A 23,785-nucleotide genomic window follows, 5' to 3' on the forward strand; every position below is an offset into this window, starting at 1 on the left:
CAAAAAGTTGAAAGGAAGGGTCGATGATATTTATTCAGCTTCTTGTTTTAGTTCCACCCAAATATTTTGTCTTACGTTACTTGGATCAACAGGATATTCCATTTCTTTACCATTTATTGTAATGGTTAGCACAGATGCATTGCCAATTTTAAAGAATACGCGTTTTTTACCAGTAAGGTCTAATTCAAGTGGCGACTGCTCGGAATTAAACATATTTTCCTCAAAAAGGACATCTTCTTCATCATCCTTCACACCAAGCCAAGTATCGTCTGAAGCTTCTAATGTAGCTTTTACTTCATCACCTGTATAAGAGAATGCAACTGTTGATTCTGGTGTATTACCTGTTCCTTCTTCTATTACAGTAAATTCAGGCTCTTTTGCTTTTTCATTTGTTTCTTCTGAATTTTCATCATTACCATCTTGATCTTCATTATCTTGATCTTCATCTACAGTATTTTGATTAGCTTCATCGCCACCACTATCGTCTTTAATTACAATATCATTGCCTTTTCCATCATCCTGATTCACAGGATCTTTACTTTCTGTTCCAGACATGTTCTGGACAATAAAGAAAATAGCGACCGCAATAATACCAATAATAAGTAAGCCAACAATTATTGTAGGAAATAAGGAAAAATTAGATGTACTTTTTTCCTGACTTTTACGTGAACGTTGTATACGTGAGTATTGTTCTTCTGTAGGCTCCTCTGTTTTCGGCACTTCTTCTTTATATTCTTCCATCAGTTCATTTGGGTCCAATCCAACAGCATTTGCATATTCTTTCATAAAAGCTCTAGCATAAAATTTACCTGGAAGAATTTGCAAGTTCCCTTCTTCAATTGCTAGTAAATATCGCTTTTGAATTTTTGTAATTTCTTGTAGCTCTTCTAAAGAAAGATTCTGAGCTTCCCTTGCTTCTTTTAGTCTTGCTCCGATTTGCATTTCCAACACCATCCATTTTAGAAATCAAACATTGAAAATTCATTTTCTTGACTGAACTGTCTTGATTCAACAGGCTCATACGTAATTTCTTCTTCTTCATGACTTCTTAGTTCAATAATGTAATCAAAATCCTCTATTTTATATTCTGTCATTTGTACAAACGCATCTGGATGTTCTACTACTTTGACAGCAGGTAGCTGCATTACTTCTCTAATCAACTGCCAATGCTGCTCGTTTGCACGCCGAGTGGATACAATGCCATCAATAATATAAACATTATCGGGATTATACTCACCTTCAATAAGCTTGCTCCGCACTGTTTGCCTTAATAAGGTACTGGAAACAAATAACCAACGTTTGTTTGCACACACACTTGCAGCTACTACCGATTCTGTTTTCCCTACTCTTGGCATACCACGGATCCCTATTAATTTATGACCATCTTTTTTATACAACTCTGCCATAAAATCAACAAGCAAGCCTAAGTCATCGCGAATAAAACGAATTGTTTTATGATCGTCTACATCCCGATATATGTATCTACCATGGCGTACAGCCATTTTATCTCTAAGTTTTGGCTGTCTTAACTTGGTTACTTTAATGGTTTCCATCGTTTGTAAAATTGACTTGAGTCGTGTTATATTTTCGTCATATTTAGATAAGAGTAGCATACCACGCTTTGCGTCCTCGACCCCATTAATCATAATAATATTAATTCTTAGCATCCCAAGTAAAGACGATATATCACCAAGCAAGCCTGGTCGGTTAATTTGAATTTCGTATTCAAGATACCATTCTGTTCTCGTCATAAAATGCTCCTTTATAAATAATAAGGTTTTCAACTGTTTATAGAAATACTTGATTACTCTAGAAGTATTAATGGCAGAGGCTCTTATTCTATAAAATTAAAATAGTTATTAGAAAATAAAACTAAGCTATGTACAATAAATATATTTGATTATCTACTGAATATTACCAACCCTTAAGTCTTAATGAACAAAAGCGCAAGCGCCCGGTTAGCAACGTAGCGACTGGAACGAATCAACGAAAGTTTTAGGAATCATGCTCCTGCAACAGGAGTATGTCGGCACCCTCCGGCAAGCCCGTCTTTAGTCGGCCTTCCTATTTAGAACGAACCGATGATGACTTATCGTAAGGCAATGGAGTGAAGTCGCCTAGTTGCTGTGCGCTGGAGCCGGAAGTGGCTAAATAACTTAGTTAGTTTATCCACAGCTGCAAAATTTTATAAATTCCTAGACTATAAAAAACTCCAAGTATAAAAACACTTAGATAGCCTTTCATTGTACTTAAACCACATGCAATAAACTTTAATGCATTTTAAATTATTAATCATTACAGTTTATATAATTATATCATAAAGCATTTTTTCGCACGTGAAAAGGTTAGAGGTAAACTATATCATATTTATCTTAACAGAACCATTGGTGATTGACAAAATAATTTTTTTATAAAATGCTGCTTCCATTCAGTAAGGTTTTCTTTCATCCCCCGCCGATTATTTAGTAGCCCAAAAAGGTATGATTTAAAGATATCTTACGAAAAAGGAATGTAGGTGCTGCTATCTTCCGCTTAGGCTTTCCAGTTCACACCTTCGTAGATTCAAGATAAACAAAAATCTTATATGTGCATCCTGTCTTCGTAAAATAAATAAGCATCGTACACCTATTTGGCCAATAAAGTCTGCCACGCTACATTAACGGAGCGTGGCAGACCATTGAAATTTCATATAGACTGTTCACATGTTACATTTAGTTTCCTTGGTTTTGAACATATTTAATCATCGTATTAGCTAATACTTGCTGTTCTTCATCAGAAGCTGAATTCCATAAGTCACGTAGTACAGCCTCTTCTTTGTTTTTAGCATCAACGTGCTGTGCTAAATAATCACCAATCTCATGAGCAATATTTTGAACTGTTTCATTACTCATCCCTTGTTGTTGTGCTTGTGTAAGCTTATTGGCTAAAAAGCTTTTCCATGAATCAAAATTATCTAGAACGGACATCTTTTTTCCTCCTTCCAATATATACATGCATAGTATTTGAGAGATTTTAAAGATTATACATATTGGATAGAAGAAAAGTTACCAACCGCCTGTTACATCTAAAATTGCGCCTTGTATATAGCTCCTTTCACTATCTAATAGAAAAGTTACTACAGAAGCAATTTCTTCTGGCTTACCCGCCCTGTTCATTGGAATATCAGATAAAATGGATTTTCTTTCTTCGTTACATAAATGATGATTCATCTTTGTTTCAATATAACCTGGGCTAATGGCGTTCACCGAAACCCCAGAAGGTGCAACTTCTTTTGCAAGTGCTTTAACAAAGCTATTTTGTGCACCTTTCACTGCAGAATAAACGACTTCATTACTGGCACCTTGTTCTCCCCAAATCGACGTTATAAATAGAATGAAACCTGCCTGTTTTGCAATCATATCCGGAAGAAGGTGTTTAGTAATAAGCCAAGGCGATTTAACATGTAACTGAATCATAGCATCCATCGTTTCCTCGTTAGTATCTTGAAACAAACCGTAATGTGCTTTCCCGCTTGCAAAGACTACTCCATCAATAGAGAAGGATAAACTTTGCATCAACTGTTCACAAGATCTATTTTTACTTAAGTCTGTTTGATACGTCGCTAAAATAGATTCAGGATATGCGTCACAGAGTTCATCAATGACTCGTTTGTTTGTATAATAATGGAGTATTAATTGGTAACCATGTTGTAATAATTGTTCAGCTATTGCTGAACCGATATCTCCACTAGCCCCTATTAGAAGAATGTTTCTTTTCATTGCAGCTTACTCCGCATCGATCGTACAAACTGATAACCGTTCTTCCTCTATCCAAGAATACATAAACTGCTTCGCATCCTCCAACGTTAACTCTCGAACAACTGAAAGTAATGTAAAGAAGTCAATACCTAGCATATGGTAATGTGTATAAGCGTTTGCTATATTCTCTAAGCGGTTCATCATACGTAGCAGCTGACCTATTTTCTTCTTCTTTATACGCTGGAATGATTCTACATTTAGATTCGCTTCCTGGATACCAAGTAACATGGATTTTAATCGTTCGGAAAACTGTTTTGGGTCTTTCGTATTACTACCAATTAATACATATCCAAAATCTCGATCAATATTTGATTCAAAAAAGAAACTATCATCAATTAGATTTTCATTATAAAGTTCCTCGTAAAATGGTCCGCCTTTTGAAAAATAATAGTCCAATAACATATCCTGAAGTAAATCTTCTATTAGAAGCTCATCTTTAGTCAGTTGCTGATTAACACGTTTTATTCCTAGCGTACATTTAGGGATCGACACAGGCATAGTTATTCGCTTTTCTCGCTCTGCTACCGCATTTGGCTCATTCGGGAACTTCCGTTTTAACTGCTCCATCTTGGCAAACTGTTTTTTGTCTTGATTCTCTCTAATTAACTGCCCCATTTTTTCGGGTTCAAAGTTTCCAGCAATAAATAAAACCATATTCTCAGGATGATAAAAGGTATGGTAGCATGTATATAAATCTTCTTTTGTGATTTGGTAGATCGATTCAACTGTCCCTGCAATGTCTACATTAATTGGGTGATTTTGAAACATTGCTTTAATCGTGCCCATAAAAGCTTGCCAATCAGGCTGATCATCATACATCCTTATTTCTTGAGCAATAATCCCTTTTTCTTTCTTTACCGATTCATCTGTAAAATAAGGATGTTGCACAAAATCAATAAGTGTTTCTACATTTTTCTCAATTTGATCAGTGGCTGTGAAAAGATACGCTGTTTTCGTAAATGAAGTATAAGCGTTCGCAGAAGCGCCTTGTTTAGAAAAGTCATGAAATACATCCCCTTCTTCACTTTCAAAGAGCTTATGTTCTAAGAAGTGAGCTACTCCTTCTGGAACAGTAATTACTTCATCTTTACCTATAGGCGCAAAATGCAAATCAATGGAACCATAGTTCGTCGTAAACAAAGCATGTGTTTTTGCTAGTTCTGGTTTCGGTAATAAAAATACGGTTAATCCATTAGCTAATTTCTCCGTATATAGCGTTTCATCAATATCACTATATATGTGCTTATTCATGACTATCTCCTTTCTCTGCTGTTAATAAATAAGTTGTGTCTTCTTGCAAGCGTTTAGCAACAGCAACAATCTCTTCTTTTGTCACCTTATTCAATTGTTCTACAAAATGAAGAGGAGTAATTTTTTTGTTTGCTAAAACTTGTTGATATAAAAATTCAATTGTTCCTTGTGGACTGTCGAATGTCTCTAATAGTTGGTTAGTAATAACAGCTTTAGCTTCCGCAATATTTTGCGTTGTAAAGTCCCCTTGCTTCATTGCTTCCATCTGTTTTTTTATAATGTCTCTTGCCTTTTCAAAATCTTCTGGAGCAATACCACTAAAAACAAACAATAATCCTTTATGGCTTTCCATACGAGAAGCAGCATAATAAGCAAGACTATTCTTTTCTCGAACATTAATAAACAATTTTGAACTTGGAAATCCACCGAAAATCCCATTTAGCACATGAAGAGCATAATAAGCAGGCTCTCCAAACGTAACGTTTGTGCGATAACCAATATGTAATTTTGCTTGCTGAACCTTATCTGTTTCCACAATTTCTTTTGGTATAACATCTGTTTTGCTAACATGGCGTTCATTCAAATCCTTATGCTTTAATCTTGGTTGATTTTTGTTTGCTTGTTGAAAAACTTTCTTTATCGTCTTTTCCATATTTTCCTCTGAAAGATCTCCTTGCACATAAATATCAATTTGATCGTTTGCAACTACTTGTTGGTAGTAAGAAAAAAGAGAAACTGGAGTTATTTTTTCCAAGTCATCTAAATAACCATGCACATGAATTGCATAAGGCTCGCCTTTACACATTTCATCAATTAAACGAAGGTTAGCGTAACTCATCTTGTCATCTTTTAAGCTCAGGTTTTTTTGTTTTAAGGTCTCCTTCTCTCGTGTGAATATAGACTTATTAAAGCCTTGGTCATCAACATTTGGATTAAATAAAACATCATAAAGCAACTGTAAGCCTTCCTCGAATACAGAAGAATCTCCTGCTAAAAACTTCTGATTGGCAATATCTAGTCGCACACTAATAATATGGTTTTCTCCTTTTTTGGCGCCGTCTATAGAAAGAGAAGCTCCGTATAAGTCATCTAACTTTATTTGCAGTTCTTGTTTAGATGGGTATTGTTTCGTACCTTGTTTTAGTACATATGGCAACAAAGCTCTTTTGGTAATCGTGTCCCTATCTAAAGGTGCACGCAGCTTTAAAACAACAGTCAATGTTTTATACTTTTGATTAGGAATATAATGAACATTAAAGCCGTTAATATCTTTTATGTTTTCCTGAATTTCTTGCATGGTAATCCTCCCTTATATAGACTTTTCATTTATTCTGCTCACATTTATCATTCGTCATCCATTATAAAGCAAAAAAAACTCGCTTGCGACTTTTTTTACACAAACAGAGCTTGCTTTTTACCTTTTTGAAAAAACTTAGCTATCACCAATTCATTATGGCGATAGCCGTGGTTTCGCTTATACTATAATCCATAAAAATTTTATATTTTTGTATGAATACACCGCCTTCAAGTTCTTTTCATGATAGACGGTGGGTTGGGGTCTTGAGCAAACCATGATGGCTTCCTATAATATTAATTAAAATATTCACCCGCATGAATTTCTTTGTGGTGTTACAACTATACTTGTATTTATTAAAGGATATGAGCAAGCAAGTTTTTAGCGATTCCCCTTAATATAAGGCACTCCATTTGCTTTTGGTGCTTCTGCACGACCGATAAAACCAGCTAATGCTAAAATAGTTAATACGTAAGGCGCTATAAGTAAAAATACTTGCGGCACATCTTCTAAAAGCGGAATACCTCCACCAATAACACTTAAGCTTTGAGCGAACCCAAAAAACAAAGCAGCGCCCATTGCACCGAGTGGGTGCCATTTTCCAAATATAACGGCTGCTAGAGCCATAAATCCTTGTCCTACAATTGTTGCATGCGAGAAATTGAAAGCAATCGTTAAAGCAAATACTGATCCACCTAAGCCACCCATGGCACCAGAAATAATTACAGCGATGTAACGCATCTTATAAACATTAATACCATTTGTGTCAGCAGCCATCGGATGTTCACCTACTGCACGTAGACGTAATCCAAACGGTGTTTTGTATAAAATATACCACGACACGAAAGCAAGGAAGATAGCTACATAGGAAGTTGGGTAAATTCCTTGAAAGAAAACAGATCCAATTAAAGGAATATCTGCTAAAACAGGAATATCTGTTGTATAAAATGGTTGCGTCACCATATCTGTTTGACCTTTATCATACCACTGCTTTGTTAAGAAAATGCCTACTCCTAAAGCTAAAAAGTTAATTGCTACACCACTGACTACTTGATCGGCATAAAAAGTGACGGAAGCTAAGGCATGAATGATGGCAAAGATAGCACCAACACCCATAGCAACAAGAATAGATACCCATGGCGTCCAAGCACCGAATACGTCAGCAAAGGTGAGATTGAACACTATACCGACAAATGCTCCCATCACCATTAAACCTTCCAAGCCAATATTAACGACTCCTGAGCGTTCACTAAATACTCCGCCTAAAGCAGTAAAAATAAGTGGAGCTGAATAAAAAAGCGCAGTTGGGATTACAGATTGTAATAATTCCATAAAACTCAATTATTTTCCCTCCCTTTTAAACCGTAATATTATCCAGCGAATGAGATAGCTTGAGGCGACGAAGAATATAATTAGAGCAATGATAATATCTACCAACTCATTTGGAACTCCAGCTTGGGTTGGCATATTTAACGCCCCTACTTTTAAAGCTCCAAATAAGAATGCTGCAAGAACAACACCAAATGCATTATTTGCCCCTAAAAGTGCTACAGCAATTCCATCAAAACCGATATTGGAGAAACCAGAACTCGCAGTCATATTACCGTACGTACCTAACCCCTCCATAGAACCTGCTAATCCAGCAAATAAGCCAGAAATAACCATAGCCAAAATAATATTACGTTTTACACTCATACCTGCATACTTCGAAGCATGTTTGTTATAGCCTACAGACTTTAGTTCAAAACCGAGTTTTGTCCGTTCAATGATAAACCACATGACAACAGCTGCTAGTATTGCTATGAATATGCCATAGTGCATTCTGGAAAAATAAGTGGTATTTGCTAACCATTCAGAAGCTAACGAGGCAGTCGGAGCAACCATATCTGTTTTATCTGCGTTTTCCGTTAAAATGCTGCGGATGATGGCATTAGAACTATATAGGGCAATATAGTTTAGCATAATCGTTATGATTACTTCGTGTACTCCCAATCCTGCTTTTAGCAAGCCGGGAATAAATCCCCATAGCGCTCCAGCAATTGCGGCCACAAGTAAAGCTAGTGGTAGGTGAATATACATCGGAGCGTCTATTGTTGTGCCTACCCAAACAGCTGCTAACCACCCAACAATGACTTGCCCTTCAGCCCCAATGTTAAATAAGCCAGCGCGAAATGCAAATGCAACGGCTAAGCCTGTAAATATGTAAGGCGTTGTCTGGCGAATCGTTTCACCAAAAAAATATAAATCACCGAATGCTCCTTTAAATAAAGCAATGTAACCTTGTATAGGATTATAGCCAAAAAACAACATAATCAAAGCCCCAGCAAAAAGACCAATGAGAACAGAAATAATTGGTACAAGGATGTTAAACCATTTATTTTCCATCACGATTCTTCACCATCCTTTACATGACCGCTCCCAGCCATTAATAAGCCTAATTCCTGTTCACTTGTTTCTTCTGGCTTTACATCTGCTACAATTTCCCCATCATAAATAACAGCGATTCGATCGCTAACGTCTAGAATTTCATCTAATTCAAAAGAAACTAATAAAATTGCTTTTCCTTTATTTCGCTCTTCTATGAGCTTTTGGTGAATGAATTCAATTGCCCCAACATCTAAACCTCGTGTCGGCTGAGCAGCAATTAATAAATCAGGAGATCTATCAACTTCTCTAGCTATTATAGCTTTTTGTTGATTCCCACCAGACAACGCACGCGCTTTTGTGTGCGGAGAAGGTGTGCGAACATCATACTCCTCTATTAGCTGTTCTGCTTTTTGCAAAATTTGCTTATAATTTAATACTTTGAATTTAGAATATGGTCGTTTATAATAAGTTTGTAAAACGAGATTTTCAGCAACAGAATAGTTTAACACAAGCCCAAATTTATGTCTATCTTGAGGTATATGGCCGACACCGCTTTCTGTTACTTTACGAGGAGACAGATTTGTAATTGGTTTTTCATTTATAATAACACTCCCGCTATGCGCTTTGCGAAGACCAGTAATTGCTTCAATTAATTCACTCTGTCCATTCCCATCAATACCTGCAATACCTACAATTTCTCCAGCACGTACGTTTAAATTTAGCCCTTTTACCATGTCTACTTTTCTACTATCTTTTACAAATAGATTATCAATTTTCAGAACGGTTTGTTTAGGTTCAGCTGGTTGTTTGTTCGTTTGAAAAGATATATCTCTACCAACCATTAAAGAAGCCAACTCTGTAACAGTTGTTTCTGCTACGTTTACGGTGCCAATACCTTTACCTTTTCGAATGACGGTACAGCGATCACAAATTTCCATAATTTCTTTTAGTTTATGCGTAATTAAAATGATAGATTTTCCTTCTGCAAGTAAAGTTCGAAATATTTCCATTAACTCAGCAATCTCTTGCGGTGTTAAAACAGCAGTTGGTTCATCGAATATAAGCACATCCGCTCCACGATAAAGCGTCTTTAAAATCTCCACACGTTGCTGCATACCTACAGAAATATCACTTATCTTTGCCGTTGCATCTACTCGAAGACCATACTGATCAGACAATTCTTGCACTTCTCGCTCTGCTTGCTTTAAATTAATTTTTCCTTTGTTTGTTGGTTCAATACCGAGAATAATATTTTGGGTAACAGTAAACGGTTCGACTAACATAAAATGTTGATGCACCATACCGATTCCTAAATTGTTAGCAATATTAGGATCGGTGATCGATACTTTTTTACCCTTCACTCGAATTTCTCCTTCCTCAGGTTGATATAACCCAAAGAGGACGTTCATCAAGGTTGATTTTCCTGCACCATTTTCCCCCAATAAGGCATGGACCTCTCCGCGCTTTAATTGGATGGTTACATCATCATTAGCAACTACTCCCGGAAATTCTTTTCTTATATGCAGCATTTCGATCACATAATCTTCCAACTACATCACTCCTTTACTACAAAAACAGTTTCTCCTTAATAGCCCGAGCTTGCTATTCATCATCTTTCGAGTAGGATTCAACATTTCATTGTCTAGACTTATATTTCTTAAAGATTAAAGAGGCTGGCTGACTCCAGCCTCTTTTTTTACAACGACTTTTCAAATTCTTCTAGATCTTTTCGCGTTTGCGGTACATCTACTTCTTCGTTAATGATTTTTTCTTTCCACTCATCAACAGCTGAAGCAATTTCTTCTGTGTAAGCCTCCTCATTTGTGTCAGCAAGATAAACACCATCGTCTTTTAAAGCGAATTCCAATATTTCACCGCCTGGGAAATCCCCATTTAAACCCAGATTACTTACTTCTTGAACAGATACGTCCACTCGCTTTACCATAGATGTAAGTGTTACATTATCTTCACCTATTTTCCCTTCTTCATGCTGATCGCGATCTACGCCAATCACCCAAATTTCATTATCCGGATCGTTCTTTTTCATATCTTTTGCTTGGTTAAATACGCCATTTCCAGCTGCACCTGCTGCATGATAAATAATGTCTCTATCGTCACCATACATCCTTGTAGCAATTAGCTTTGCGTCATCAGCTGAACTAAAATCACCAACATATTGAATGTCCACTTCAATATCTGGATTAACAGATTTTGCACCTGCAACGAATCCAACTTCAAATTTAGTAATCAAATCAGAATCCATGCCGCCGACAAAACCAAGCTTGTTTGTTTTGGTTTTTTTAGCAGCTGCAACACCTGCTAAAAATGAACCTTCATTCTCCGCAAATGTAATGCTTGCAACATTAGGAGCTTCCACAACGGTATCGACAATGGAAAAGTTTGTATCAGGATTTTGTTCTGCTACTTTTGAGATCGCATCTTCTAGTAAATATCCAACACCAAAAATCAAGTTATAGCCATCTCTTGTTAACCGAGTAAGGTTTGGCAAATAATCTGACTCATCATTAGACTGTGCATAATCATAACCGTTTCCTTTTGATAGTCCATGTTCTTCTCCCCATGCTTGTAGCCCTTCCCAAGACGATTGGTTAAATGATTTGTCATCAACTCCCCCTTCATCTGTTACCATAGCGACGGAATAATCCGTAGACCCTTCGTTTTCTTCTGTTTTTTTACCATCATTTCCACCACTTGATTTATCTTCATCATTAGAACCACCACACGCAGCTAAAACTAAACCAAAACTAATAAAAATTGTTAGTATTAAAATAAGCTTTCTACTTTTCAAAATAATAGCCCCCTCTTTTATTTTTTGTTTCCGACAACGATTTATCACACTATATTCGAGCGCACCACCTCCTTGTTTTTTGAAATCGCTTCCATTTTATTGCGAACGTCGTTTTACGTACGTTTACGTAAAACATGAAAGCTAAACATATCGGAGCGAAAATAGTTTGCTGAGTATAAAACCGCTTCATCTTCGGAAGTATAGTGCATTTGCCTAAGCAACAATAATGTTTGTCCTTTATGGCAGTTTAAAGTCTTATAAATGCGTTCATGATAACCAATTGGCTCAATATATGTCACGGCATAGGCAACCCTTTTATTAGCGTAATCCTCCATTAATTTAAAAAAGGAATCTGCTTGTTGGATACTTTCTACCGGAATGATCTTTTCAGGAATTTTATCAACGCAAAATACAACTGGTTCCCCGTCGGCTGTACGAACGCGCTCAATTTCAACTAATTGCTCTACAACATGAGGAGCAAATCGACTCTTCTCCTTGTCCGTTGCTTCTCTTATATCTGTGAATAAATATTCTGTTCCGGCTTTTTTCCCTGATTGCTCAATCATGTATGTAACACTTGTAAGTTGTTCAATACCAGAAGAAAATACAGGCTTAGGGTTTACAAATGTACCAACACCGTGTTTCCTAGTAACAATATTATCTTCTTCTAATATTCGGAGTGCTTCTCTTAAAGTTGCACGAGAAACCCCTAGCACCTTGGATAATTGAAATTCTGATGGGAGCTTTTCATTCTCCTTGTACGTGCCATTATGAATATCTTTTTTTATTTGATCAATAACTTGTAAATATAAGTGCCTTGAATCATGCTTAATAGACAAACTTCATCACCCCAAAACTGTATTCCCGATTAGATATCTGACCTCTGACATTCTACTAGTTTATAATTTCATCATAGCATGAATAGATTTAGAAAGAAATACCTTTTCATCAAAATTCAACAATTATATAAAACTAAAAAATAAATGGCGTGTGTACTAAAGGTTAATGATTCTGTGGAACATAGAATTATGTCATTGAAAAGCATTGATTTTTCTTCTACGTGCAATTCTTTGAACAGCAACTTGTAAAACCAATCACTTGTTCATTACAAACAGCTCCTTAGCAAAACTTGGCTATCGCCAAAGTAATTATGACGATAACCAAGTTATTGCTTACGCTATAAACTCTAAATTTTAATACTCCCTCTATATACTAACGTTTTCTCTTGTTTTCTTTGTTTTTCTTAGAATTTCATTTTATTTTTTACTCATTAACGATATTTAAGACCGTGTAAGCATAATTTTTAATGTAGAAGGGTGCACTTAATAAGCCATCCTTCTCTTTTTGAAAAAAATGGGAATTTTCACTGCTATGATCGCACCTTCTCATCCCACAATACTCATGGTGACAAACCCTCCCACATCTCACAGCGTCTTCGCGCATACATTCCTTCGTTCGGTCTATCCATGAAGTGGGGCCGGCGTTGCTTTCCTACAGGGTCATTGCCCGATTGTATAAAAATTGCCGGCTGCTCCGTGCTTCCATTGTTATCTCGTATTTGTATAAAATGAACTTCTTAAAAAACGTCTAAACGGAGGTTTCGTTATTACTTAGTTAAGCTGCATTCTGTAAGCGAAAATGCGGAATATCACGTAACATTTTTTCTGGACTAAAGGCTACTTGTTGTTTACCTACTTTAAATAATATTCGAATTAATTTACAACACAGTGCTATTAATGATTGTTTCTTCTTCAGCGGGTTTTCTTTCCTTGTTGTAAAATACGCATGCATTGCTTTAAATGCAGGATTGTGATTTACCAATGGCAGGATCACTTTAAACAACAGAGCGCGTAGCTTTGGTCGGCCCCTCTTGGTAATGACCGTTTTTCCTTGCCACTTTCCTGATGTTGCTAGTTTGAGATTTAAACCTGCTAATTTAATAATTTGCTCCGGATGGCTATAATTATGGAGATCGCCGACTTCTGCCAGAAATGCAGCGATTGTGACGTCACCTACGCCTTTTATAGCTGCCATTTCCTGTACACCAGGAATCCTACTCGTAAGCCCCTCTATCATTTCCCACAATTCATTTATCTTTTCATGAAGGAGCGTATACTGATCCATTAATGTTTGAATCTTTAGTTTCGCCATGGTTTTTCCTTCTTGGATACCAATGGAATGGCGAGCAGCTTCTTTCAATTGTCTTACTTTTTTTAAGCCAACTCCTCTTTTTACCTCTTTTCGAATTTCTGACAGGATTTCCATTTCATCTTTTTGAGAGATTTCATCTGGAAACAAACCCATTTTTAAAACCTGTAAAGAAGATTGCCCTTCCCAGTTCGTAAAGACAGTCGTGTATTCTGGAAAATACCTGTCTATCCATTGGTGGACGCGTCCTTGTACTGCCTGCAGGTCTTTTCGTAATTGGTCATACATATTCATGCCTTCTCGGAGATCTGCATAGATCCCTTCTGGTAGATGCGGTTCAGAATAACGTCCATCTTGAATTAAGCGTGAAATGACTCTGGCATCTTTTACATCATTTTTTGTTGGGGAATTGTCATCCAGCTCTTTTGATTTTTTTACATGTGCTGGATTTACTACGACTACTTTCAGTTGCTTTTCCATTAGCCAATAGGCCAAAGGAAGCCAATAGTGCCCCGTTGGCTCCATACCAATAATAAAATCGGATTTCTCTTGTTGTATGGCTAATTCATCCATCCAATGAATGAACGTTTGGAAGCCTTCCAACGCGTTTTCAAAGTATAGCGGCTTTCCAAATTGAACCCCGCGGAAATCTTGTGCGCGAGCAACATGTTTATTCTTGGCGATGTCGACCCCAATAATTAAAGATTTGTCTGTCAGTTGTAATATCTTCTCATTTTGTTTATAATTCATGTTAGTCCTCCTTGGTTCATTTTAAGGGTCCAGTTTTGCTCAACAGCATTGGACACCTCGTATCATACCAAGGGGGCTTTTTTAGTTCAATCCTCATTTTGCTTTATTACAGGAATGCTTTCCTATAGTTATAGTGCATAAAAGCACAATGGCAATTTCAGCAAGCCCTTGCGTTAAAAAATTTACTTATGAGGCTTTATTTCAACATTAATGTGAAGAAGTATGTTCTTCAGCTATTTGACTGATAAGAACTGTACGTGGCTTACTCCCCTCATACGGACCTACAATACCTCTTTGTTCCATGGCATCGATTAGTCTTGCTGCTCTCGTATAACCAATTCTAAAGCGGCGCTGTAACATAGATACACTAGCGCTTTGCATTTCAGTGATTAATTGAACAGCATCATCATACAATTCATCGTCTACTTCTTCTGCAACCTCATTGACTTCTTCTGGAATCATTTCTTCTTGATAAGACGCCTTTTGCTGTTCAATACAGTGGTCTACTACACGTTCAACTTCTTCATCAGACAGAAAAGCACCTTGTACACGAGTTGGCTTAGAAGATCCAACCGGGATAAACAACATATCCCCTCTTCCCAATAACTTTTCTGCTCCGCCACTATCCAAGATGGTTCTAGAGTCTGTTGCTGAAGAGACACTAAAGGCAATTCTAGAAGGAATATTCGCCTTAATTACCCCCGTAATAACGTCTACAGATGGCCGCTGGGTGGCAATAATGAGATGAATTCCCGCAGCACGTGCCATTTGAGCTAATCGAGTAATTGCATCTTCCACATCACTTGAAGCTACCATCATTAAGTCTGCTAATTCATCTACTAACACGACGATGTATGGAAGATTCGGCTCTGGATCTTCAGCATGTTGGTTATGTTTTCTAATATATTCATTGTATCCTTCAATATTACGTGTTCCTGTATCAGAAAAAAGTTCATATCGTCGCTCCATCTCTGCAACTACTTTTTGTAGAGCTCGAGAAGCTTTTTTCGGATCCGTTACAACGGGAGCAAGTAAATGTGGAATACCGTTATACACATTTAATTCAACTTTCTTCGGGTCAATCATCATCATCTTCACTTCATGAGGTTTAGCACGCATTAAAATCGTAGTAATTATCCCATTTACACAGACACTTTTCCCGCTTCCTGTAGCACCTGCGATAAGTAAATGTGGCATTTTATTTAATTCGCCAACGATTGCTTCTCCGGATATATCTCTGCCAAGAGCAAATAGTAGTTTAGAAGATTGTTTTTGTGCGATACTCTCTAGCACTTCTCGTAACGACACCATAGCTACTTCTTGATTTGGTACTTCGATTCCGACCGCTGATTTCCCTGGAATGGGTGCTTCTATCCGTAAGTCTTTTGCAGCTAGAGCTAGTGCCAAATCATCATGTAAATTAACTATTTTACTTACCTTTACACCAGCTTCTGGATATATTTCATATTTGGTTACCGCTGGACCTACATGCACTTTCGTAACACGTGCTTTTACTCCAAAACTAGTAAACGTACTCTCTAACTTTCTAACCGTCGCTTGAATTTGCGATTTTTCTTGTTGTTGCGAATTGTTTGTTGGCTCTGCCAATAACTGCATAGAAGGAAGAATATACTCATAGTTTTCTACTTCCGTCATCGGCATATTATCTAAGCTATCATTCACTTTCTCCTCTTGTTGAACCATAGACGTCAGTTCCGTTTCTTCTGGAATTTGTTCACTTAATGCCGTATGATCTGTAAAGTCTTGAATAACAGGTTCTGAGATAACATGCTCAGTAACCTCCTCGCCGTTTTGTTCAATTTTAGGTTCATTTTCTTTTATCGAACGTTTTGCAGTTTGTTTTTGTCTCCATGTATCTTGCACGTTTTTTACTTTGCTTGCCAGCCACTTCCACATTTTAGAAAACAGATCGCCTACCGATAAATCAGTCATAAAAATAATACCGATAATGATGGAAAAAACAGCTACAATTTTAGCACCTGTTAAGGAAAATAAATAGTAGGAAAAGGTAAGCAATAAAGCCCCAGCCATTCCTCCCCCCAAATATTCGGATGATAATTGGTTGTCAATATAATTAGAGTAATTTTCCCAAGTAGATCCTAGAATAGAGATTTGCTGATTCGAAACGATTATTTCATCAAACATTTGGGTGTGTGTCATAAGTAGTACACCACCAAATATAATATAAAAGCCAACCATTCTTTTTGTTGCAAAGTTAGGTAGTTTCCGTTTTACCACTAATTTAATACCTGTTACTAATAAGAAAACCGATGCAACAAAATACCAAATTCCTAGGAAAAAGCGAAATAAGTGCTCAAGCCCGCCTGGTATAGCTCCATCACTTATCGCACTAGCTCCACTTCCAAAAATGCCTAAGAAAATAAATAAGAGACCTATTAGCTCTAGTTTTAATTGTTTTTTTAATTTGCTGCTGCGTCTTTTTTTCTTTCTTGCCATACTTTCACCTCAATCATTTTTGGCAATTTAATTAATGGTAACACTCATTTAAACACTTTTGCTTATCAATGGAATGGAATAATGTCATAGTCAAATTGAGTCTCATTTACGCTAAAAAATTCCACCCGAATTATAGAATATTTATTATCATATATGTATAGCTAAAATATTCAACTTTCATATTTTAGCGTATCTACTTCAATATTAAAAGCAATTACCTCTATTTAGTATATCATACTGACACTAGAGTGACAGTGAAACTAGAACGAACAATTTAAACGCACAAAGGCTCGGGGCGCCCGTTTAGCAACGTAGCGACTGGAACTGATCAACTGAAGTCTTAGGAATCATGCTCCTTTAACAGGAATATGCCGGCGCCCTCCGGCAAGCCCGTCTTTAGTCGGCCTTCCTATTTAGAACGAACCAATGATGACTTAGATTAGGGCAATGGAGTGAAGCCGTCTCTTGCTGGGCGTAGAACCGAACGTGACTAAATAACTTAGTTAGTCTATCCACAGCTGCAAAATTTTATAATTTCCGATAATTTCCTAGACGAATAAAAAACTGCCCTCAACCTAAAGATTAAAAGCAGTTATATAATATTCAGTTTTCATTCATCTGAGAAATAATCGTACCGGGGGAAAACTCATGATTTAAAAAATCCTTAGGATCGGTTGATAATAATTTAACAATTTCTAATGATCCATCTGCTCTCTTTTCACAATATAGTGGCTTACCATTGTATGAAATCATTTGTCTTTCCGTGTATTCTTGGGAAGTATAAAAAATATCTTCTTTTGATAGCGGTGTATAAATAATCATTGCATCACCTGCTGTTCGTGATCGCCATTTTGCTTAATCAATTCATTTATTTTTTTCATTGCTTCCTTAACGCCGCCAACACCATCAATTAAGCCATATTCTACTGCTGCTTTTCCAACAACATTTGTACCGATATCACGTGTTAAATTACCTTTTGCAAACATTAAATCTTTAAATTTTTCCTCTGTTATATTAGAATGATTTACGACAAAATCGACCACACGATTTTGCATTTCATCCAAATACTCAAACGTCTGCGGTACACCGATAACTAAACCTGTTAAACGAATTGGATGTATCGTCATCGTAGCAGTCGGTGCAATGAAAGAATAATCCGTAGCAACAGCTATAGGCACCCCAATGGAGTGGCCTCCTCCGAGCACAATCGAGACTGTAGGTTTAGATATAGAAGTAATCATTTCAGATAAGGCTAATCCCGCTTCGACATCACCACCAACCGTATTTAATAAAATAACTAAACCTTCAATTTTCGGATTCTGTTCAATAGCAACTAATTGTGGCAATAAATGCTCATATTTTGTTGTTTTGTTTTGTGGCGGGAGTTGTACATGTCCTTCTACTTGTCCGATAATGGAAAGCACATGTATATTTGAATCTGGCGCTTGTGGTACATTAGATTGTCCTAGTTGTTGAATTTTTTGGACTAAAGCAGAGGAATTATTATCTTGCGTTTGATCGCCCTTTTTTTCTGGCTGTTTATCCATTTACTTACACACTCCTCATTAACAAGTTATTCCTCTCATAGTATGATCGTAACACCCGATAATCATGCAGGAAGAAGGAAATATTACTATGTTCTTATTCCATTAAAAATTTTTTCACCTTACCAGTTAGACAAAATAAACACTTGAGGACAGTTTATTAAATGAAACAGGTGAACATTTATTTACCAATTTCATAACTATGGGTATTATTTATGCTATCTTAGAAAAACTTGGCTTACCGACAAATCTTTTATGACAGGGGCTATAGTTTTAAACCTTAAAACTGTATACTTTCCTATATAGTATAAAAAAATACCGGCATTATATACCGGTATTTTCTAAGATCGTTGTTAAATCATCTTTATCCTGCTGCGATAGTTCAAGTAGTGGCAAACGCAAACCACCAACTTCTATTCCTTTTATGCGAAGGGCAGCTTTTACAGGGGAAGGAGAAGGAGCCATAAATAACCCTTTCATAACAGGCAACAATTGACGATGAAGCTTAGCTGCTTGACCTGTACTTCCTTCTTCAAACAATTGAATCATTTGCTGCATTTCATTTCCTATCAGATGAGAAGCTACCGAAATAACACCTGTGCCTCCAACAGACAATATTGGTAATGTCATACTATCGTCACCACTATATACAGAGAACGAATCATCTGTTAGCTCAATTATTTGAGACACTTGATCAAGATCTCCACTAGCTTCCTTAACAGAAACAATATTATCGATTTTACTTAACGCTACAGTTGTCTCCGTGGTTAAATTTACAATCGATCTTCCTGGTATATTATAGAGCATCACAGGTAGCGATGTGCTTTGAGCTACAGTTTTGAAATGTGCAAATAGACTACGTTGATCTGGTTTATTGTAATACGGCGCTACAAGCATCACCGCATCGACACCACAACGTTCTGCTTCCTTGGTTAAATCTATCGAAGCTTGCGTATTATTCCCTCCAGTCCCTGCAATAACAGGAACGCGTTTATTTACTTGACCAACGACATGTTTAAACAGGCTCACTTTTTCTTCGGTAGTTAAAGTTGGTGATTCACCTGTTGTTCCTGCAATGACTAAACCCTGTGTACCATTTTGCAACAAGTGTTCAATAAGTGCATCTGTCTGCGTATAATCAATATTTCCATTTAAATCAAAGGGTGTGACCATTGCAGTTAACACTTTACCAAAGTTCATTCTAATCACCTTTTCTATTCAATGTGCGGAGTTAAATACGTGACTCAATTCAAAAGCTTCATGCAATGCATTTACTGCGGCTTTTAAATCTTTTTCATGTACGAGTACCCAAATGGTTGTATGGCTGTCTGCAGACTGCAGAATTTGCACATTCGCATCAGTCAATGCTTGCACAATTTTTGCAGCAACACCAGGAACACCAGTCATTCCCGCTCCTACAGCTGAAACCTTTGCACAGTTCTCAGTAATTTCATGTTCAAATCCAAGCGTGTTTAATATGTGTACAGCCTTTTCTGTGTAAGCATTTGGTACAGTATAGATCACCCCTGTAGGTGAAATAGTAATAAAATCAACAGAAATCCCCGCTTCAGCCATTGCTTTAAATACATCTGACTGCATCCCAAATGCTGCCTCTTTCGTTTGTACTTGAATCTGGGTTATAGCATCCATATGTGCAATGCCAGTAATTAATCGATCAATAATGTCCATCCCTTCTACACGTGAAGACGTAACAAGCGTTCCTTCATCTTTGGAGTAGGTAGAACGCACACGCATGGGAATTTTTCCTTGCATAGCAATTTCTACTGCTCGGGGATGAATGACCTTTGCTCCTTGATATGCCAAATTACAAATTTCAGAATACGTAACTACATCAAGTGGTCTTGCTGTTTCAACCACCCGTGGATCAGCAGTCATAATACCATTTACATCTGTGAATATTTCAATCCGCTCAGCTGATAAAGCAACACCTAATGCTGCAGCTGTTGTATCACTTCCACCACGTCCTATTGTCGTAATGTCACCAGATGTTGTAGTTCCTTGAAAACCTGCGACAACTACCACATCATGCGTTTCTAATTCTTGCAAAATTCGTTCTGGCTTTACTTCTTTAATTTTTGCTTCTGTAAAGTCATCCGTTGTAATGAATCCTGCTTGTGGGCCAGTTAGAGCCGTTGCAGTAATATGTTGCTTTTGTAATTCATTAGAAAGTACAACGGATGAAATAATCTCACCGCACGACATGAGCATATCCAATTCTCGTGAGGCATTTTTATTCGCCGGAAAATCCACCAGACTGAGTAGCGTATCTGTAGCATAAGGATCAGGTTTTCTGCCTAATGCAGAAACGACAACTACAAGTTTATATTCTTTTACTAAAGCATCTTTTATATGTTTAATTACATGGTCTCGGTTTTCTTGTGATTGTACCGAAGTACCACCGAATTTTTGAATGAGTATTTCCATTCGTACACCTCTATCGTTGCAACCAATTATTTTGAATTAATTCTTGGGCGATTTGTACCGTATTCCAAGCTGCACCTTTTAATAAATTATCAGATACAATCCATAGATGGAACCCGTGTCTATTGTCTAAATCCTTGCGAACTCTACCAACAAATACATCTTGTTTACCCTCTGCAGCTAAAGGTGTTGGATAAATCTGCTCTTTTGGATTATCCTGCAACACGACCCCCTCTGCATGCTGTAACACTTCCCAAATGTCTTTTACCATTACATCTTCTCTCTCAACTTCGATATATACACTTTCTGCATGAGACGTAAAAAATGGCAAGCGTACACAAGTTGCAGCTACTGAAAGGTCTGGTGCATGCATAATTTTTTTCGTTTCATTAATCATTTTTAATTCTTCAAAAGTATAACCATTCTCTTGAAAAAGATCAATTTGCGGTAGTGCATTAAATGCAATTGGAAAATGCTTTTCATCTCCCTTAACAGGGAGAATAGTTGCTTTCATTTCTTCATTAGACAAATAAGTTTTTGACTGATTCGCTAACTCATCGCATGCTTCATTACCAGCACCTGAAACAGCTTGATAAGTGGATACGATAATACGTCTTAAACCAAATTTAGCTTTTAGTGGCTCTAACGCTGCCACCATTTGAATGGTAGAGCAATTTGGATTGGCAATAATTCCTTGGTGATCTCTTAAGTCTTCTTTGTTGACTTCAGGAACTACAAGTGGCACAGAATCATCCATACGAAAGGCGCTCGTGTTATCAATTACTACTGCACCGCGTTTTACAGCTTCTGGAGCGAGCTTTTTAGAAACTGAACCACCAGCTGAAAACAAAGCAATATCAACGCCTTCAAAGCTTTCAGGTACTGCTTCTTCAACAATGATTTCCTCTTGGTTAAAAACCTGTTTAGAACCAGCAGATCGTTTGGAAGATAAAAGCTTCAATTTATTTATTGGAAAATCTTTCTCTTGTAATAATTCAAGTATTTTATGACCAACTGCGCCTGTTGCTCCAACCACAGCTACATTATAGGCTGATTTTTGCGACATGAATTTATTGCTCCTTTCCAAAACTAGATTATTAGACTTCTAGCTTATCATTTTATCACAGATTAGCTTCGATGAGGAACAATAACTGGTTGTAGTTGTTTAAATTCAAGCGCAGATTCAATAGTCTCTGGTATTAATTCCATTTTTGCAACAAGTGAGTTTGGCTTTAAATAAGGATCATCTTGCCCATACGGAACAAAGTAAATAAACTTACTAGCCATTAAACGCATTAGATTAACTCCATTTAAACCAAGTGCATCATTTGTAGAAACGCCCACTACTACAGGTTGTTGATTACGCATTGTTGCCTTAGCTGCCATTAAAACGGGGGAGTCTGTTAAAGCATTGGCAAGTTTGCTCAAGGAATTTCCGGTTAACGGAGCAATGACCATACAATCTAATGGCATTTTAGGCCCCAGCGGTTCTGCCTCAGGCATCGTAGTAATAATTTCTTTCCCAGTAATGGTTTGAATTTTTTCGATATGGTCCTGTGCATCACCGAACTTCGTGTCGGTCGTTCTTACTGTGTATGTTACAATTGGAACAACTTCAGCACCGAGCGCCATTAATTTCTCCATTTGTGGAAAAACTTGATCATATGTGCAATGGGAACCTGTTAAGCCAAAACCAATTCTCTTACCTTTTAAACGCATTAATTGTACCTCCTATGAAAATTAATATTTATTGGGCATAATTTCTACCTTTACAAAAGATTTTCATTAAAGCTGGTAAATGAATCTTTTCCCTCGTTTTATCTAGCGCTGAAATTACTTTCAAAAACTCAAACAGTTAATTTTTTAATACGGATTTTGAATGATTTCTTGTTTTATAACATTTGCTAATATTTTCCCTGCAGTTTTAGGTGCAACTATACTTGGTAAACTGCGCGCCAACATGGCTTTAATACCACGCTGTTTTGCATACGTAAAATCAGTTCCTCCAGGATTTGAAGCCAGGTCAATGATAACTGCATGCGATGGAAGATGCTTCATCTCCTCTTTTCCAATGACAGGAGCCGGGATAGTGTTAATGAGTAAATCGCATGCTTGCATATGAAGCGCTAATTGATCTAGTGGGATTGCTGTTAAACCCATTTCAGTTACTCTTGCTAAATCTTTCATGTGGGTGGCGCTAACAGATACTTTTGCACCTAAAGAAGAAAATTTATTTGCAACCGTATGTCCCACTCTGCCAAACCCAACTACAACGACACAGGAGGAATGGATCGTGAAATCTGTATGTTCAATGGCCATCATAATCGTACCTTCTGCCGTTGGAATGGAGTTATATATAGCAACATCATCTCGGTCTAACAGAGGAACTAACTTTATATTTGCTTTTTTTATCGCATTTTTCAAATAGGCATTGGCTATTCCAGAAAATACAATTGTCGATTTTTTTAATTGTTGAAACCAATTTGTAGAGAGATGGATTTTTTTTTCTGAAAAAACAGGTTCTACTATCCCATTAGAATCCGTACCAGTTATAGGTAAGATAACCGCGTCTAATTCGCTTGGTGTGACTTCATCAATAGCCAATTGTTTTAAGCCTGTGAATCCTTGCTCTAATTTATCAAACCCAATAAGCAAAAGTGTTGTATCTGTTAATGCTTGGAGTTGGCGAATTAATTCTAAATAACGGGCGTCTCCGCCGACTATTGCAATTGTTCGGTTCATGTTTGTAAAGACCCTCCAAACGTACCATTTTCATTCACATTTCTTTATAGCTTATGTATGGAGATCGAGTTAGTGATTACATTTTATGAAAAGAATTACTATACACAAATTTAAGAAGCAAAATCCTATTTAGGAAAGACTACTATATAAAAGTTAATACCAC

At 37.0% G+C, this 23,785-nt stretch carries 20 protein-coding genes; all 20 read right to left on the reverse strand.

The features are described 5' to 3' along the window. Positions 1-30: 30 nt before the first annotated feature. Positions 31-942 carry a helix-turn-helix domain-containing protein gene (locus D9780_RS08805; RefSeq protein WP_116279428.1) on the reverse strand — a complete coding sequence of 304 codons (912 nt, stop codon included), beginning with the start codon at positions 940-942 and terminating at the stop codon, positions 31-33. 17 nt (positions 943-959) lie between these two features. Then, a complete protein-coding gene (locus tag D9780_RS08810; protein WP_073004946.1) occupies positions 960-1,751 on the reverse strand; it encodes a YmfK family protein in 792 nt (263 codons plus the stop codon). 960 nt (positions 1,752-2,711) lie between these two features. Further along, positions 2,712-2,966, reverse strand: a complete 255-nt coding sequence (locus D9780_RS08815; protein WP_073004948.1) for a DUF3243 domain-containing protein — start codon at positions 2,964-2,966, stop codon at positions 2,712-2,714. Between the two features lie 78 nt (positions 2,967-3,044). After that, positions 3,045-3,758, reverse strand: a complete 714-nt coding sequence (gene ymfI, locus D9780_RS08820; RefSeq protein ID WP_116279429.1) for an elongation factor P 5-aminopentanone reductase — start codon at positions 3,756-3,758, stop codon at positions 3,045-3,047. A 6-nt stretch (positions 3,759-3,764) separates the two neighbouring features. Next, entirely contained in the window at positions 3,765-5,048 is a 1,284-nt protein-coding gene (yfmH, locus tag D9780_RS08825; protein ID WP_121639877.1) for an EF-P 5-aminopentanol modification-associated protein YfmH, read from the reverse strand. After that, complete coding sequence (yfmF, locus tag D9780_RS08830) at positions 5,041-6,345, reverse strand: EF-P 5-aminopentanol modification-associated protein YfmF (RefSeq protein ID WP_121639878.1); 1,305 nt, start codon at positions 6,343-6,345, stop codon at positions 5,041-5,043. The genes yfmH and yfmF overlap by 8 nt, the downstream gene beginning before the upstream one ends. A 378-nt stretch (positions 6,346-6,723) precedes the next feature. Beyond that, on the reverse strand, positions 6,724-7,674 hold the full coding sequence (locus D9780_RS08835; protein ID WP_073005698.1) for an ABC transporter permease: 951 nt from the start codon (positions 7,672-7,674) through the stop codon (positions 6,724-6,726). 9 nt (positions 7,675-7,683) lie between these two features. Further along, the gene (locus D9780_RS08840; RefSeq protein WP_305847187.1) at positions 7,684-8,730 is read right to left on the reverse strand and encodes an ABC transporter permease; all 1,047 of its coding nucleotides are present in this window, start codon (positions 8,728-8,730) and stop codon (positions 7,684-7,686) included. Beyond that, on the reverse strand, positions 8,727-10,238 hold the full coding sequence (locus D9780_RS08845; protein ID WP_116279434.1) for an ABC transporter ATP-binding protein: 1,512 nt from the start codon (positions 10,236-10,238) through the stop codon (positions 8,727-8,729). Before D9780_RS08845 ends, D9780_RS08840 begins: the two co-directional genes overlap by 4 nt. 167 nt (positions 10,239-10,405) lie before the next feature. Then, positions 10,406-11,518, reverse strand: a complete 1,113-nt coding sequence (locus D9780_RS08850; protein ID WP_121639879.1) for a BMP family lipoprotein — start codon at positions 11,516-11,518, stop codon at positions 10,406-10,408. A 113-nt stretch (positions 11,519-11,631) separates the two neighbouring features. Next, positions 11,632-12,357, reverse strand: coding sequence for a GntR family transcriptional regulator (locus tag D9780_RS08855; RefSeq protein ID WP_121639880.1), 726 nt, complete (start codon positions 12,355-12,357; stop codon positions 11,632-11,634). 775 nt (positions 12,358-13,132) lie between these two features. After that, entirely contained in the window at positions 13,133-14,416 is a 1,284-nt protein-coding gene (locus tag D9780_RS08860) for an IS110 family RNA-guided transposase (RefSeq protein WP_121639338.1), read from the reverse strand. A gap of 207 nt (positions 14,417-14,623) precedes the next feature. Then, positions 14,624-16,894: an FtsK/SpoIIIE family DNA translocase gene (locus tag D9780_RS08865; protein WP_121639881.1), complete on the reverse strand. Its 2,271-nt coding sequence runs from the start codon at positions 16,892-16,894 to the stop codon at positions 14,624-14,626. Positions 16,895-17,497: 603 nt separating this feature from the next. Continuing rightward, positions 17,498-17,716, reverse strand: coding sequence for a YlzJ-like family protein (locus D9780_RS08870; protein ID WP_073004973.1), 219 nt, complete (start codon positions 17,714-17,716; stop codon positions 17,498-17,500). Then, on the reverse strand, positions 17,713-18,441 hold the full coding sequence (locus tag D9780_RS08875) for a ClpP family protease (protein ID WP_073004975.1): 729 nt from the start codon (positions 18,439-18,441) through the stop codon (positions 17,713-17,715). The genes D9780_RS08870 and D9780_RS08875 overlap by 4 nt, the downstream gene beginning before the upstream one ends. Before the next feature lie 321 nt (positions 18,442-18,762). Then, positions 18,763-19,638, reverse strand: coding sequence for a 4-hydroxy-tetrahydrodipicolinate synthase (gene dapA / locus D9780_RS08880; protein WP_116276983.1), 876 nt, complete (start codon positions 19,636-19,638; stop codon positions 18,763-18,765). Between the two features lie 18 nt (positions 19,639-19,656). After that, positions 19,657-20,883 carry an aspartate kinase gene (dapG, locus tag D9780_RS08885; RefSeq protein ID WP_116276982.1) on the reverse strand — a complete coding sequence of 409 codons (1,227 nt, stop codon included), beginning with the start codon at positions 20,881-20,883 and terminating at the stop codon, positions 19,657-19,659. Positions 20,884-20,893: 10 nt separating this feature from the next. Next, positions 20,894-21,946: an aspartate-semialdehyde dehydrogenase gene (asd, locus tag D9780_RS08890; RefSeq protein WP_121639882.1), complete on the reverse strand. Its 1,053-nt coding sequence runs from the start codon at positions 21,944-21,946 to the stop codon at positions 20,894-20,896. A gap of 62 nt (positions 21,947-22,008) precedes the next feature. Next, the gene (gene dpaB, locus D9780_RS08895) at positions 22,009-22,599 is read right to left on the reverse strand and encodes a dipicolinate synthase subunit B (protein WP_073004982.1); all 591 of its coding nucleotides are present in this window, start codon (positions 22,597-22,599) and stop codon (positions 22,009-22,011) included. A 144-nt stretch (positions 22,600-22,743) separates the two neighbouring features. Further along, positions 22,744-23,622, reverse strand: a complete 879-nt coding sequence (dpaA, locus tag D9780_RS08900; protein WP_073004984.1) for a dipicolinic acid synthetase subunit A — start codon at positions 23,620-23,622, stop codon at positions 22,744-22,746. Positions 23,623-23,785 lie beyond the last annotated feature (163 nt).

It is taken from the genome of Virgibacillus sp. Bac330 (genome assembly GCF_003667845.1).
Classification (GTDB): domain Bacteria; phylum Bacillota; class Bacilli; order Bacillales; family Amphibacillaceae; genus Virgibacillus; species Virgibacillus chiguensis.